Source organism: Streptomyces sp. NPDC032745 (genome assembly GCF_055579465.1).
The window spans coordinates 239476-252963 of record NZ_JBVING010000008.1 but is presented as its reverse complement, the minus strand read 5'-3'; the positions used below and the strand labels follow the sequence as shown (position 1 = coordinate 252963).

The window sequence follows — 13488 nt, the reverse complement described above, 5'->3', positions numbered from 1 at the left end:
GAAGGACTCCCCGCCTCGTACGCGGCGGCACACCGAGACGGGGAGCCCATAGCCGGGATCAGCCTTTCGGCGCCGCCACCGGAACGGGCCGGCGGGCGGACCGTGTCATTCCGCCGTCCACGTGGTTCGCCCTGAGCGCTGCGTACGCGCTGGACAGCGCCTGCCTGCGGACCGGGCGCCGGTCGGCGAAAGCGGTCAGATCGCCTGCGCACTGCAGCTCCCAGCGCGGGAAGCGGCGCCGGGACGTGGCCACGGACGCGCTGGGGGCGAAATACAGCATGGTGGTGTTCTCGTGGGGGTTGTGCGCCGAACCCTCGTACACCATTCGGCCGGTGGTCTCGAGGCGGTCCGCCAGGCGGGCCAGCGCGCTCGCGTCGGGCCTGTCCATGAACAGACCGACGTGGTTCTCGAAACCGTGGACGCGCTCCTGCGCCCCCACGTCGTCCGTGTAGCCGGGGCTGCACCGCGGGAAGAGGAAGACCTCGACCTCCGGCGCCAGGCCGCTCGTGACGCGCAGCCGCGTCACCCGTATGTCCGCATCGTCCGGGAGCCAGTGACGCTCCACCAGACGGCGCTTCACCAGCACGCTCGGTATGGTGGTCGATGCGGGCCAGCCGTTCTCCTCGAAGTACTCGAGAGCGGATTCCACTGTTTCCGGGAACAGTAGCGTTGCACAATGCGACACAACGCATCCGCTCTTGATTTCCCGTTTGAGATCACCCGGTATCCAGGGTGGCAAGAGGGCGTCCAGTGATTTTTTGGAGGCGTGGAGGGCGTAGTCAACAGCATGCTGGAGGCGCTGGACGTCGCACGGTTCGAACGTCACTTGATGCATGTCGCAGCCTTTCTGTTGCCGACACCTGATTAAAGCCATGTCACCCATCAGGCGGCACTTGGCCGTAGCCTGATCGGGTGAACGGAGATGCCTGACCTGCGCATCTTGACCCCTTGCAACCGTGGTTGTACTCATCGGTGAAGTACCGCACTTTCAACGGAAGGCGTCTTTCCCAGGAGGTAGAGGGCATGTCTCCGTACGGCCGGAAGAATTCTCCGCGCATCGTGATCGCCGGTGCCGGAATTGGCGGACTGACAACGGCCTTGAGCCTTCATGCGGCAGGCTTGGACGAAGTTCTCGTCCTGGAAGCGTGTCCGAACCTGCGCCCGGTCGGTGCGGGAATCAATCTGCAGCCCGCCGCCGTGCGCGAGCTGACCGAACTCGGTCTGGCGAAGGCGCTCGACGACGTCGCGGTGGCGACCGCCCGGCTGGAGTACCACCACCGCTACGGCGGCCTGATCTGGTCGGAGCCGCGCGGGCGCGCCGCCGGCTACCACTGGCCGCAGTACTCGGTCCACCGGGCGGACCTGCAGGACATCCTGCTGTCGGCGGTCCGGGACCGCCTCGGCCCCGGGGCACTGGTCACCGGAGAGCGCCTCGTACGGTACGAGCAGGGCCGGGAGCACGGGCGGCCCACCGTACGGGCGTACGCGGCGGGCCGGCCGGGCCCGTTCTGCTGCGACCTGCTCATCGGCGCGGACGGGATCAACTCCGCCGTGCGCGCGACCATGTATCCGGACGAAGGGCCGCCGCTCGGCAACGGGATATCCATGTGGCGCGGGGTGACCGAAGGCCCGCCCTTCCTCGACGGGCGCACGATGGTCATCGTCGGCTGCAACGCGCGGGTGAAGGCCGTGGCCTATCCCGTCTCCCGGCCCGACGGGAGCGGGCGGTGCCTGCTCAACTGGGTGGTGGAGAGCCGCACCGCCGACGGCCTGGGCGACGAGGAGGCACGGGCCGGCGCCGACTGGGACCGTGCGGTACCGCCGGAGGAGGTGCTCGCGCACGTCGAAGGCTGGCGCAGCGACTTCCTCGACCTCCACGGCATCATCGCCGGGGCGCCCCGCATCGGCCGGTACCCGATGATCGACCGCGACCCGCTGCCGGCCTGGACGGACGGCCGTGTCGTCCTGCTCGGCGACGCCGCCCACCCCTTGTACCCGACCGGCTCCAACGGCGCCTCGCAGGCCATCGTCGACGCCCGCGTACTGGCCTACGCGCTCGCCCACCACGACGTGGACGAGGCCCTGGCGCGGTACGTGGCGGACCGCCGCCCGCAGACCACCCTCCTCCTCGCGGCGCACCGCCGGCTGGAACCCGACCCGGTCCTCCGCCAGGTGGAGGCCCTTGCCCCGCACGGCTTCCTCGACATTCGCCACGTCCTGCCGGAGGACAGGCTGGACGGCATCAAGTCCTGTACGCGCCAGGTCACCGGCGTGGACGCCACCGCGCTCAATGCGCGTTCCTCCTGGAGCGTCGCCGTATGAACAGCTCCCGTCTGCGCTCCACCTCCGCCGCCGCGCTCGCCTCCGCCGTTCTGCTGGCGGCGCTCCTGGCCGCCACCGGGCAGCCCGCGGCCCCGCTGCCCTCCGGCTCCGCCGCGCGCATGCCCGACTGCGGTGACCACGCCGGCGGCGCGGTGTGCTCCACGTACGGTCCCGCCGCCCGCCTGGGCCGCGGCACGGTCCGCACGTACGGCGAGTACCAGGGCGGGGTCCCCAGAACGCTGGGCGTCTCCCTGACCGCCCCGGCGGTCACCGCCCTGCCCACCACCCCCACCGACGGCAAGCACTGCTACGACGCGGACGCCGACGGGAGCGTCGACGCCGCCCACGAGTGCGTCGGCGGCCACAGCCTGGAACTCGCGCTGCCACCCGCCCCGCCCGCCCCGGCCGGCCTGCCCTTCCAGTGGGTGCTGTTCAACTGGAACCCGTACGGCCACAACCCGCACGGCCGCTACGACGTCGCCCACTTCGACGTGCACTTCTACCTCGTCCCCCGCGAGGTCCGGTCGGCCATCCAGACCGGCGGCTGCGCCCTGCTGATCGCCTGCAGCCAACTGGCCACGGCCGGAAAGCCCGTCCCGGCCGCGTACCTGCCGGCGGGCTACCCCGCGAGCAGCCCGCAGACCGCGGAAGGCGCCATGGGCGCGCACCTGGACAGCCGCCCCCCGTCCACCGGCACGCTCAGCGGCCAGACCTTCATCTACGGGGCGTACGCGGGCGACCTGATCTTCATGGAGCCCATGCTCACCAGGGACTTCCTCCAACGGCACCGCACCTCGGCCGGCCACCGCACCTGCGAGGCCGTTCCCCAGCCGGCCGCCTGGCGGATCCCGGGCTGGTACCCCACGCGGTACTGCACCGCCTACCGCCCCGACGAGGGCGACTACACCGTCTCCCTCACGGACTTCGTCCACTCGGCCGGGGCACACCGCCTCGTCACGGCGGGCAGGTGAGCCTCTGCCGCGTGGCGCAGCGGGCGCGTCCGGCAGGGAGCCGTCACAATCGGGGCTGTCCGCCATGCCGCTTAATCACCCATTTGGGGGCCAGTTCATGTACGCAGCCGTGGTCCACGCCCTGGGGCAGCCGCCCCGGTACGAGTCCGTGCCCGAGCCCACTCCCGCGGCCGGCGAGGTGGTCGTCGAGGTGCTGGCGGCCGCGCTGTACCCGCTGGTGCGCTCGTTCGCCTCGGGCGGACACTACACGGGCGGCGATGCGCTGCCGCTGATCCCCGGGTTCGACGGGGTGGGCCGGACCGCGGCCGGTGAACTCGTCTACATCTCGGGGCTGGAGCCCCCGCACGGGACGATGGCCGAACGCGTCTCCGTACCGGCCACCGCGCTCATGCCCGTACCGGAGGGGCTCGATCCGGTCACCGTCGCCGCCGTCATGAACCCCGCATCCTCCGCATGGATCGCGCTGCGTGAGCGCAGCCGGCTGCGCAGGGGCGATTCGGTACTCGTACTCGGTGCCACGGGCAACGCCGGGCGGGCCGCGATCCAGCTGGCCCTCGACCAAGGCGCGGGCTCCGTCGTGGCGGCCGGGCGCGATCCGCTGGCACTGGAGGCCGCGGCCGCCCTGGGCGCCCACCGTACGGTGACCCTCCAGGGCTCCGACGAGGATGTCGCGGCCGCCTTCGGCGCGGCGGCCGCCGATGTGGACATCGTGCTCGACTATCTGTGGGAGCGGCCTGCCGAGCTGGCCCTCGACGGAATCCTGCGCCACCGCTCCGATCTCACCCGAACCCTGCGGTGGGTACAGGTCGGCTCCGCGGCCGGGGCCGACATGACCGTGCCGTCCGCGTGGCTGCGCAAGGGGGACGTGAGCGTCTGCGGGAGCGGACTCGGCTCGATCTCGGGTGCCCGCCGCGATGCCGCCCTGCGCGAGCTGCTCGACCGCCTGCCCGACCTGGTGCCGACCACCGAGGCGGTCGCCGTGCCGATGGCCGGGGTGGAAGCCGCCTGGGAATCCCCGCTGCGGTCCGGCACCCGGCTCGTGTTCGTCCCCGCCGGCGGAGACGAACGGGCCTCCGGAGCCTCGGAAGCCGTCAAGGACAGGCAAACGGTCTGACTGCCGTTCTCACCCCTCAGGGTGCCCCGTCGTACGGTGGCGGCGGCGGGCTGGGCGCCAAGCGGATGCCCAGCGCGCCCCCGACCTCGGGGGTGAGGGGACCGGGCGGGTCCATGCCGAGGAGGCCGGCGAGGTCACGGGCGTGCAGACGCGTGGCGGCTTCGAGCAGGGTGGCGTAGCCGTCGGCAGCGGTACGGGTGCGCTGCCGGGCCGTGACGGCGAGAGCGGCCGCGATCGCGGCCGCGGGCCACCACCACAGGGCGAGGGGCAGGTAGAGCAGGGCCCAGGCGGACAGCGTGGTGGCACGGGTCAGGGCCTGGCGGGCGGCGGTGACCTCGGTCCGGGTGGTGTCCGGCAGGACCAGCCACAAGTGCGGCCACAGGGTGGCCAGATCGAGGTGGTAGTCGCGGTCCACGCGCACGGACGCGGCATGGATGCGGTCGCCGCTCCACGTGGGGCGGTCCGGACGCTCGGGGGATATCCGCAGCATCGCCGCCCGGGCGGAACGCCGTCCGGCGGGGTCCACGCGTTCGCCGCGGGTGCGGGCGGCTGCGGCTTCCTGCCGGTGCCGGTGCCAGGCTTCGGCCGCCGTCCGCCAGCTTCGCCGACGGCGGACGGTGATCCGGTGCGCGAGCCCGCGGGCCGGAGCCGGCCAGGTGTACCAGTCCGTGGCGAGGTGGAGCCGTTCGGCGGCGGAGCCCAGAGCCTGTGCGAGGACCCCGACGGCCGCAGCGCCGCCCAGTACCGCCGCCAGCACCACCACCTGCCCCCCGACCGTGCGCGCGGCCGGAGCGCCGGCCCACGCGCTGATCTGGCCGGTGAGGCGGTCCACGGCGAAGGGATGGGCCTGGCCGAGCGTCCGGGCCAGGGCCGCGACCGCCAGGTAGAGGGCGCCGGGCAGCACCAGCAGGGACAGCCACCGCTCGGCAAGCTTCTTGCCGAGTTCTCCCAGCAGGGTCCCCACCGTTACAGCCGGTCCAGGCGCAGCGGGTCGCCGCTGATCGCGCAGACCGGCGCCGGTCCGTGGCCCGGCCACCCGTAGCGCGCACACCGGTTGGCGGGGCACAGGTACACCGGCTCGCCGCAGCGGTCGCGGTGCACACCCGCGGCATGGACCCCGCGCTCCGCCGTGCCCCCGGCCCCTCCGTATGCGTACAGGCCCTGGTTGTCGCCCAGGGACTGCAGGACCGCATGCAGGTCGTCGACCGGGCGGGCCGTCTCCCGTCCGTCCCGCACCGCGGTGAGCACCTCTTGCAGGACGGCGTCGTTTCCGGTCGGCCCGCGGCGCAGACGCCCGCGGATGCGGTCCGCGTTCGCGCATACGATCCCCAGTCGGCGTGCCGTCTCGTCGGCCTCGCTCATGGCTCTCCCCCCGGCTCGGCGTCCCACTGTCGCGGAGCGTATCCGAGGAACTACCAGCCGCTCCACGGGTCGTGGGACTAGCATCACCGGGCATGAGCGATCCGGGGGGCCCTGAGCGCGCCGTACGACTGGCTGCAATGGAGGTGCGTCTCCGGCGGGTTGTGGAATCGCGGGACCTGGCACCGGTGCTGGAGCCCGGCGCTCTCCGGGAAGCCCAGCGGCTTGCGGAGCTGCTGCCGGGCGAGGACGGCCTCCCCGCCCACCATCTGCTCGGCTGGTTCCACTGGTTCCGCCACCAGGCCGTACCCGTACCGGCCGACCAGGACCAACCGGACCTGCGCGATGCCGTGACGTCGTTCACCGTGTGCTTCCTGGCCGGCGTCCGCGAACTGCCGGAGCCGTTGGTGCCCCTGCTCGCGGAGAACGCGGCCGGGTACGCAATGCCACTGCTCTCGGACGCATGGAAGTCGGACGACCCGGCACGGCTCTCCGGCCTGGTGAGACTGTGGCAACGCATCGTGGAGGCCATCCCCGTCGGACATCCCCACCGTGCCATCCACCTGACCGCCCTGGGGAACGCGCTGCGCCTCGTGGTCCGGCAGGGTGGCACCCCGGCAGACCTGGACGCCGCGATCGACCGGTTCCGGGAGGCGCTGTCGTCCGCCTCCGAGGACCGCAGCCGCGCCATGTACCTCTTCAACCTCGCAGACGCATTGAGCGCCCGGTACGAACGAGCCGGAGCGGTCGCGGATCTCGAGAGCGCCATCGCCCTGCTCCGGGAGGCGTTGCAGGGCGCTTCGGACGGCCGCCTCTACCGCACGACGATGCTGACCGGGCTCGGGAACCTGCTGCACGCCCGGTTCGTCCGGGCCCGAGCGGTCGCGGACCTGGACAGCGCCGTCGCCCTGCACCGGGAAGCGGTGCACGTGATGCCCGCCGACCATCCCGACCGCGCCGACGTCCTGTCCGGCCTCGGGAACGTGCTGCGGGCGAAGTTCGAGCAGGCCGGCGACACCGGGGACCTGGAGGCCGCCATCGAAGCCGGGTGGCAGTCGGTCGAGGCGGCCACCGTCGGCGGTCGCGAGCCACTGGCCGTGGCGCTGTGCAACCTCGGCAACGCACTGAGGCTCCGCTACGAGCGGACCGGCGCCATCGGGGACCTGGAGGCCGCCGTCAAAGCGGGATGGGAGGCACTGGACGCACTGCCTGCCGGCCACCGTGGACGACTGATGATCCTGTCGAACCTCGGGACCTCGCTGCAGGACCGGTTCGCGCGGATCGGCGCGCTCGCGGACTTGAACGCCGCGATCGACCGCCTCCGGGAGGCGGTCGAGGCCGTGCCCGCCGGCCATCCCGAGCGCGTACGGTACCTGTCCAACCTCGGGAACATGCTGCGGGCCAGGTTCGCGCGGACCCGCGACATCGGGGACCTGGACGCCGCCATCGAGATGGGCCGCCGGGCGGTGGACGCGGCACCTGCGAGTCATCACCACCGCGCGATGTTCCTGTCGAATCTCGGGGCAGCACTGCAGGTCCGGTTCGCACGGACCGGCGCCGTCGCGGACCTGGACGCCGCCATCGTCCGCCACCGGGAGGCGGTCGAGGCGGTTCCGGCCGACCACCCCCACCGTGCGCGGTACCTGTCCAACCTCGGCCCCGCGCTCAGGACCCGCTTCAGCCGGACCGGCGACCGGTCTGACCTGGACGCCGCGATCGACGTGGGACGGCAGGCGGTGCGGACCGCTCCCGCAGACCACCCCGAGCGCGCCGTACACCTGAACAACCTCGGAGACGCGCTGCTGGCCCGGTTTGAGCAGGACGGGGATGCGGCGGACCGGGAGGCGGCGGCGGCCGCCTGGTCGGCGGCGTCGGCAACGGCATCGGCCACCGTGTCCGTCCGGGTCGACGCAGGGCTGTCCGCGGCTCGGCTCCTGGCGCAGTCCGGTGATGCGGAGCGAGCGGCCGACACGGCGGACGCGGCCGTGCGCCTGATGTCCCGGCTGGCCCCGCGCCGGCTGGAGCGCCAGGACCAGCAGCATGTCATCGGCAATACGGCGGGTATGACCGCCACGGCCGCCGCGCTCGTGCTCGCGGCTCCGGGCGGGACCGCGGACGGGCGGGCGGAGCGTGCCTTGGGGCTGCTGGAGGTGGGCCGCGCCGTACTGCTCGGCCAGGCACTGGAGATCCGCAGCGATCTGACCGACCTGCGCGAGCGCCATCCCGGACTGGCGCAGAGGTTCGCCGAGTTGCGCGACCGAATGGACCAGCCGGCGGACATGCAGGTCGCCGACGACGACGGGGCACGCCACCGGCTGCGCCAGGACCTCGCCGTGCAGAACAGGCACCGACTGGCAGAGGAGTTCACCGCCGTCCTGGCGGAGATCCGCACCCTGGAGGGCTTCGGCTCCTTCGCCCTCCCGCCCACCATCGACGAACTCAGGGCCGAGGCGTCCCATGGGCCGATCGTCGTGTTCAACCTCAGCAGGGACCGCAGCGACGCACTGCTGCTCACGGCCGAGAGCATCACCAGCCTCCCCTTGCCCGAGCTCGAGTACACCACCGTGATCGATCGGGTCGACGCCTTCCGGCAGGCACAGCACACGGCGTTGGCAGGAGCGGACCCGGAGGAGCGGGAAGCGGCGCAGTCCGTGCTCGTCGACGTCCTCGAATGGCTCTGGAACGCCGCCGCCGGCCCCGTGCTGGACGCCCTGGGACACAAAGGTCCCCCTCCCGCGAACGAACGGGACAGTGACGCCATGCCACGCGTGTGGTGGGTGCCGGGCGGACTGCTCGGACTCCTGCCCCTCCACGCCGCCGGCCATCACACCGACGCGCCGGACGACCCGCACCGTCGCACCGTGATGGACCGGGTCGTCTCCTCCTACACCCCGACCGTGCGCGCACTGCGCTACGCCCGCGAACGCAGCCGGCGCGCGGGGAACGACCCCAGCGCGGCCGGCCGGGCGCTGGTCGTCGCCATGCCGACCACGCCCGGACTGCCCGACCAGGGCCGGTTGCGGTTCGTGGACGCCGAAGTCGCCATGCTGCAGGCCCGCTTTCCCGATCCCGTCGTCCTCAGAGAGACGGACCACGGCGGGGGACGGGCGGACCCGGCACCCTCCACCACCCCGACGAAGGCCCGCGTACTGGCGCGCCTGCCCCGCTGTGCGATCGCCCACTTCGCGTGCCATGGAAGCAGCGATCCCGCCGATCCCTCACAGAGCCGGCTGCTGCTCCACGACCACCAGGACGACCCGCTCACCGTCAAGAGCCTGGCCCCCGTCGCCCTCGACCGGGTCAGGCTGGCCTACCTCTCCGCCTGCCGTACCGCGGCCATCGACACCGTCGATCTGCTCGACGAGGTCATCCACCTCACGTCGGCCTTCCAACTCGCCGGATTCCCCCACGTCATCGGCACTCTGTGGGAGATCGACGACCAGACCGCCGTCCGTGTCGCCCGGTCCTTCTACGACGGCCTGCGGACCGACTCGGCAGCCGTCGACCCGGACCGGGCCGCCCGCGCACTGCACGGGGCCGTGCGACAACTACGGGACGGTGACGACCTGCCGCCCGGCTATGACCGGAGGAGCACCCCTCTGCTGTGGGCCGCCCACCTGCACGCCGGGGCGTGACTGGAACGGCTCCGGTCGCGCCCGGCCCCGGTCGCCCCTAACCGCCGTTGAAGCCGCTGCACTCGGTGCGCTCGTTGCCCTGCGAGACGGTGTACTGGGCGTTCTCCACGTTCAGCATCTGGAAGCCGCCGTCGGCTCCGATGGTGAAGGACCCGCCTGCGGCGGTCGGTGAGGACAGGAACGCGGGACCCGGTGTGAAGCCGCCGCCGGACAGGTGCACCTTGCCGTTGTCGAAGACGCCGGAGATGGAGCAGGTGGCCGTGGGGGCGGCGGCCGCTGCGCTCCACGCGAGGGCGGCAGGGGCGGCGATGAACGCGCCGGCCACCACGGGGGTGAGCACCAGCAGACGTATGCGTCGGTTCAACATGCTTCCTCCCGAGAAAGCCGAGGGAAAAGCGGTGTGTCCGTCCCTTTCATCGTCCCCCGCCCGGCCCGGCGTGTCGATCGGGGGCGATGGGGCCCGTGCCGCGCCGATGGTGCGGGTGGGTGGGACGCTGGGAGGAGGCCGGCCCGAACTGTGGACCGTGCCGTGGAAGCGTGGAGGACAACCCATGAAATGCACAAGGCGAAGTGGCGCGATCAAGGTCTCGTCCGTGCTGCTCGTGGCGGGCGCCATGGCCGGAGGCATCTTGGCAGGTGCAGGTTCCGGCACGGCGACAGCCGCGGACGCCCAACGACTCGCCCCGGCGGCCCCGTGCACGAGCAGCCAGATCGTTGCGGACGGCGCGCAGCGGACCGACTCCACCCACGTACTGATCACCGTGACCAACCAGGGTTCGAAGCCGTGCGTACTGAACGGCTTCCCCACCGTGGCCCTCGCGGGGCAGGGTTCGCCGGACAAGAACAGGCCCCTTCAGGTCAACCGCCAGGGGAGGGCGCGGCCGGTGCAGCTGGCAGCGGGAGGCCAGGCCTCGGCGCGGCTCACGTTCACACCGGTTCTCGGTGAGGCGGACGGCTATTGCGATTCCGGCGCCGATCCCACCGTCGCACCGTCGATGGTGGTGGGTGTCGCGGGCGGGAGGTACCAGCTGGGGCCGGACGACGGCGGCGAGTTCGCGCTGTGCGACAACAGCGTCCGTGCCACGGCCTTCCGCGCGGCGGGTTCCTGACACCGCCGTTGCCGTGGGCGCAATGCGGCTGGTGACGGCAGGTTGATATAGCGTGCGCACGTCAAAATACGTACGATGCACACGCTCACGGGGGATTCCCACATGACCTATCCGCCTCAGCAGGGCCCCGGCCCGTACGGCCAGCCTGTCCCGAACGGGCAGCAGCCGCAGGGGTACCCGCCCCAGCCGGGATACGGATACCCGCAGCAGCAGGCCCAGCCCCCTTACGGCGCGGCGCCCCAGCAGTACCCGCACCCGCAGCAGTACCCGCACCCGCAGCAGTTCGCGGCCCCGCCGGCGCCGCCCGCCCGCCGCGGAGGCATGGGGGTCATGAAGATCCTCAAGATCATCGCCGGTGTGGTCGTCGTCATCATGGTTGCGGTCGGCTACTTCGCGAGCCGCGACGACGCGGACAAGGCGAAGGTCGGGGACTGCCTGACGAACAAGGGGAACACGGTGACCCCTGACCTCCAGGTGGTGAAGTGCGGCGGCGCCGACGCCGAGTTCAAGGTGGTCAAGGTGATACCCGACAGCCTCGACACGAACCAGTGCCAGGGCAAGTCGGACATCGGCTACCAGGAGCAGATGAGGGGCTCCCGCCGCAGCTCGGGCAAGCAGTTCGTGCTCTGCATCGACGAGATCAAGAAGAGCTGACCGAGCCGCCCCGGCCGTCCTCCACGCAGCCGCCCCGGAACCGGCAGGTTCCGCGGCGGCTGTGGCTGCTCGGGGGCTGCGCGGGTCAGGAGGCCGTGGCGCTCGTCGCGAGGGGCGTCGGGCGGGCCGGGACGGGCGGGGGCGTGCGGCGGGCCGGGCGGAAGCCGAGCACCAGGACCACCACGCCGATCAGGGCGAATCCCGCCGTCCACAGGGCGCCGACGTGCATCGCGTGTATGAACGCGGCGTCCGCTGCCCTGGCGAGGGCGGGGTCGTGCGTGGCGGCCGCCGCGTGCCTGGCCAGCTCGGCCGAGACCCGGGCCTGTTGCCGGACCGGATCCGGAAGGCCGGCCAGCGAGCCCTCGATCGAGTGCCGGTACGCGATCGAGGTGATCGTTCCGCCCGCTGCGATGCCCAGTACGCTGCCCGTCTGGCGCAGGGTGCTGTTGACCGCGCTGCCCGCGCCGGCCCGCTCCAGCGGCAGGGACCCCAGAACCGCGCCCGTGACAGGAGCGATCACCATGCCGATCGCGGTGCCCTGGACCAGCATGACCACCGGGTACCACGCGATCGGTGTGGTCGCGTCGAACAGGGCCAACGACCCCATCGCCAGACTTGCGACGGTCAGCGCGATCGCGCCGACGAGCCGCACCGACGTCAGCCGGGTCAGCCGGACGGCGACGGGCGAGCCGACGACCACGCCGAGCGCTGCCGGGAGTCCGAGGAGCGAGGCGTCCCACGCCGAGTACTGGCGCGCGCCCTGCAGATAGAACGCGAGGTAGAACGAGCCCGCGGTCATCGCCAGGAAGACCAACATCAAGGTGACGTTCCCCGCGGCGAAGCGGCGCTGCATCAGCAGCCGGGGATCGAAACTGGGGTGTGCGATCCGCAGCTCGGTGACGACGAATGCCGCGATCAGAGCGATGCCCGCGGCGGTACTTCCCCAGACGCGCGGCTCCGTGAAGGACGCGTCCTGGCCTGCGCGGATCAGACCGTACGCGAGCAGGCCCAGGCCGCCGGTCGACAGCAGCAGTCCGGCCGGGTCGAGGCGGCGGACCTGCGGGCTACGGGAGTTCGGCACGTACCGTGCGATGAAACCGAGCCCGAGGAGGACCACCGGCACGTTGACGAGGAACACCGAGCCCCACCAGAACTTCGCGAGCAGCCCCCCGGCCAGGATCGGCCCCGCGGCGATCCCTACCCCGGCGAAGGACGACAGCGTGCCGTAGGCGGCCGGCCGCTGCCGGGGCTCGAAGGTCCAGCTGACGACCGCCATGGTGGCCGGGACGAGTAACGCGGCCCCGGCGCCCATCACGGCCCGGGCGGCGACGAGTTGGCCGGGCGTGGCGGCGTACGCGGCGAAGGCCGAGGCGGCGCCGAACACGGCCATGCCCGCCAGCAGGGTGTTGCGGTGCCCGAACCGGTCTCCGAGCGCACCCCCGGTGAACATCAGGCAGGCGAAGGCCAGGGTGTACGCGCCGGTGGCCCACTGGAGTTGGCCGGGCGTGGCACCCAGGCCGCGGACGGGGTCCGTCAGCGTCTCGAAGGCGGTGGACAGGATGGTGCCGTCGAGCCAGATGAGGACCTGCGCGAAGACGAGAACGCCCAGGATGAGTCGTTGGCGGCTGCGGGGTGGCGTGGACGGCGTCGGTGGCGTGGCGGATGACATACGTGACTACCTTCGGATCAAGAGGGTTCCGGACCTGCCGTGCGCGGCTAGAATCGACAGGTACTTGACGGTCTGGTCATCGTGGCAAACTCGTCAAGTCCCTGTCAATCAACAATTTTTGGAGGTCATCTCGTGGGCGAGAAGAGCCACGACCGAGTGCTGAGTTTCCTGGTCCGCCACACCTGGCTCGGCATGCGGGCGGCCATCGGGGCCGAGCTGGAGGAATTCGGCCTCACCGTGCCGCAGTTCGCGACCCTGATGATGGTCAGGGAGTCGCCGGGCATGTCGGTGGCCCAGCTGGCCCGCTCGGTCGGCAGCACCCGCCAGGCCGCCAACGAGATGCTCACGGCGCTGGAACGCGACGGCCTGATCACCCGCTCTCCCCACCCCACCGACCGCAGGACGCACCAGCTGCACCTCACCGATCGCGGCGGGACCCGCTACGAGGACGCGCTGCCGGCCGTCCAGCGACGGGAGGCCGCGCTCGAGGCGGGACTGACGCCGCAGCAGCGCGAGGCGGCCGTCGCCTGGATGTCGGCGATCGCCGTTGCGTGCCATGAGCCCTGGGCGAAGTGACCGCGAACTGACCGCGAAGTGACCGAGGGCCGACCGCTGTCCGGCGCCGCCCACTGAGCCGGTCGGGGGAGGGGGAGTC

Annotated in this window: 12 protein-coding genes; 7 read left to right on the top strand and 5 right to left on the bottom strand. The window is 72.1% G+C overall.

Annotated elements, in window-relative coordinates; translation table 11 throughout:
* Positions 1 to 58: 58 nt before the first annotated feature.
* The gene (locus ACZ5WG_RS22305; RefSeq protein WP_468725335.1) at positions 59 to 649 is read right to left on the bottom strand and encodes a hypothetical protein; all 591 of its coding nucleotides are present in this window, start codon (positions 647 to 649) and stop codon (positions 59 to 61) included.
* A 374-nt stretch (positions 650 to 1023) separates the two neighbouring features.
* Here ACZ5WG_RS22305 and ACZ5WG_RS22300 point away from each other — a divergent pair, with 374 nt between their 5' ends.
* The 3 genes from ACZ5WG_RS22300 (at position 1024) to ACZ5WG_RS22290 (ending at position 4407) form a co-directional block, all read left to right on the top strand.
* Complete coding sequence (locus ACZ5WG_RS22300; RefSeq protein ID WP_468725334.1) at positions 1024 to 2322, top strand: flavin-dependent oxidoreductase; 1299 nt, start codon at positions 1024 to 1026, stop codon at positions 2320 to 2322.
* On the top strand, positions 2319 to 3293 hold the full coding sequence (locus ACZ5WG_RS22295) for a hypothetical protein (RefSeq protein WP_468725333.1): 975 nt from the start codon (positions 2319 to 2321) through the stop codon (positions 3291 to 3293). Before ACZ5WG_RS22300 ends, ACZ5WG_RS22295 begins: the two co-directional genes overlap by 4 nt.
* A 97-nt stretch (positions 3294 to 3390) precedes the next feature.
* Complete coding sequence (locus ACZ5WG_RS22290; RefSeq protein ID WP_468725332.1) at positions 3391 to 4407, top strand: quinone oxidoreductase family protein; 1017 nt, start codon at positions 3391 to 3393, stop codon at positions 4405 to 4407.
* A 16-nt stretch (positions 4408 to 4423) separates the two neighbouring features.
* Here the strand turns inward: ACZ5WG_RS22290 and ACZ5WG_RS22285 are convergent, their stop codons facing one another.
* Positions 4424 to 5371, bottom strand: a complete 948-nt coding sequence (locus ACZ5WG_RS22285; RefSeq protein ID WP_468725331.1) for a hypothetical protein — start codon at positions 5369 to 5371, stop codon at positions 4424 to 4426.
* Between the two features lie 2 nt (positions 5372 to 5373).
* Entirely contained in the window at positions 5374 to 5769 is a 396-nt protein-coding gene (locus ACZ5WG_RS22280) for a hypothetical protein (protein ID WP_468725329.1), read from the bottom strand.
* A gap of 137 nt (positions 5770 to 5906) precedes the next feature.
* On the opposite strand from ACZ5WG_RS22280, the gene ACZ5WG_RS22275 reads away from it, so the two are divergent.
* Positions 5907 to 9401, top strand: coding sequence for a CHAT domain-containing protein (locus ACZ5WG_RS22275; protein ID WP_468725328.1), 3495 nt, complete (start codon positions 5907 to 5909; stop codon positions 9399 to 9401).
* Between the two features lie 37 nt (positions 9402 to 9438).
* Here the strand turns inward: ACZ5WG_RS22275 and ACZ5WG_RS22270 are convergent, their stop codons facing one another.
* A complete protein-coding gene (locus tag ACZ5WG_RS22270; RefSeq protein WP_468725326.1) occupies positions 9439 to 9768 on the bottom strand; it encodes a hypothetical protein in 330 nt (109 codons plus the stop codon).
* A 184-nt stretch (positions 9769 to 9952) separates the two neighbouring features.
* On the opposite strand from ACZ5WG_RS22270, the gene ACZ5WG_RS22265 reads away from it, so the two are divergent.
* The gene (locus ACZ5WG_RS22265) at positions 9953 to 10510 is read left to right on the top strand and encodes a DUF4232 domain-containing protein (protein ID WP_468725324.1); all 558 of its coding nucleotides are present in this window, start codon (positions 9953 to 9955) and stop codon (positions 10508 to 10510) included.
* A gap of 102 nt (positions 10511 to 10612) precedes the next feature.
* Positions 10613 to 11164 (top strand): LppU/SCO3897 family protein, encoded by a 552-nt coding sequence (locus ACZ5WG_RS22260; RefSeq protein ID WP_468725323.1) that lies wholly within the window; start codon positions 10613 to 10615, stop codon positions 11162 to 11164.
* An 85-nt stretch (positions 11165 to 11249) separates the two neighbouring features.
* Here the strand turns inward: ACZ5WG_RS22260 and ACZ5WG_RS22255 are convergent, their stop codons facing one another.
* Positions 11250 to 12833, bottom strand: a complete 1584-nt coding sequence (locus tag ACZ5WG_RS22255) for an MFS transporter (protein ID WP_468725322.1) — start codon at positions 12831 to 12833, stop codon at positions 11250 to 11252.
* Positions 12834 to 12965: 132 nt separating this feature from the next.
* On the opposite strand from ACZ5WG_RS22255, the gene ACZ5WG_RS22250 reads away from it, so the two are divergent.
* Positions 12966 to 13409 carry a MarR family winged helix-turn-helix transcriptional regulator gene (locus ACZ5WG_RS22250; protein WP_468725320.1) on the top strand — a complete coding sequence of 148 codons (444 nt, stop codon included), beginning with the start codon at positions 12966 to 12968 and terminating at the stop codon, positions 13407 to 13409.
* The last annotated feature ends 79 nt before the right edge of the window (positions 13410 to 13488 follow it).

Coding starts and splice junctions, on each gene's coding strand:
- ACZ5WG_RS22280 (WP_468725329.1), bottom strand. CDS start 5,769: ATGAGCGAGGCCGACGAGACGGCACGCCGACTGGGGATCGTATGCGCG.
- ACZ5WG_RS22270 (WP_468725326.1), bottom strand. CDS start 9,768: ATGTTGAACCGACGCATACGTCTGCTGGTGCTCACCCCCGTGGTGGCC.
- ACZ5WG_RS22300 (WP_468725334.1), top strand. CDS start 1,024: ATGTCTCCGTACGGCCGGAAGAATTCTCCGCGCATCGTGATCGCCGGT.
- ACZ5WG_RS22265 (WP_468725324.1), top strand. CDS start 9,953: ATGAAATGCACAAGGCGAAGTGGCGCGATCAAGGTCTCGTCCGTGCTG.
- ACZ5WG_RS22255 (WP_468725322.1), bottom strand. CDS start 12,833: ATGTCATCCGCCACGCCACCGACGCCGTCCACGCCACCCCGCAGCCGC.
- ACZ5WG_RS22260 (WP_468725323.1), top strand. CDS start 10,613: ATGACCTATCCGCCTCAGCAGGGCCCCGGCCCGTACGGCCAGCCTGTC.
- ACZ5WG_RS22290 (WP_468725332.1), top strand. CDS start 3,391: ATGTACGCAGCCGTGGTCCACGCCCTGGGGCAGCCGCCCCGGTACGAG.
- ACZ5WG_RS22275 (WP_468725328.1), top strand. CDS start 5,907: ATGGAGGTGCGTCTCCGGCGGGTTGTGGAATCGCGGGACCTGGCACCG.
- ACZ5WG_RS22295 (WP_468725333.1), top strand. CDS start 2,319: ATGAACAGCTCCCGTCTGCGCTCCACCTCCGCCGCCGCGCTCGCCTCC.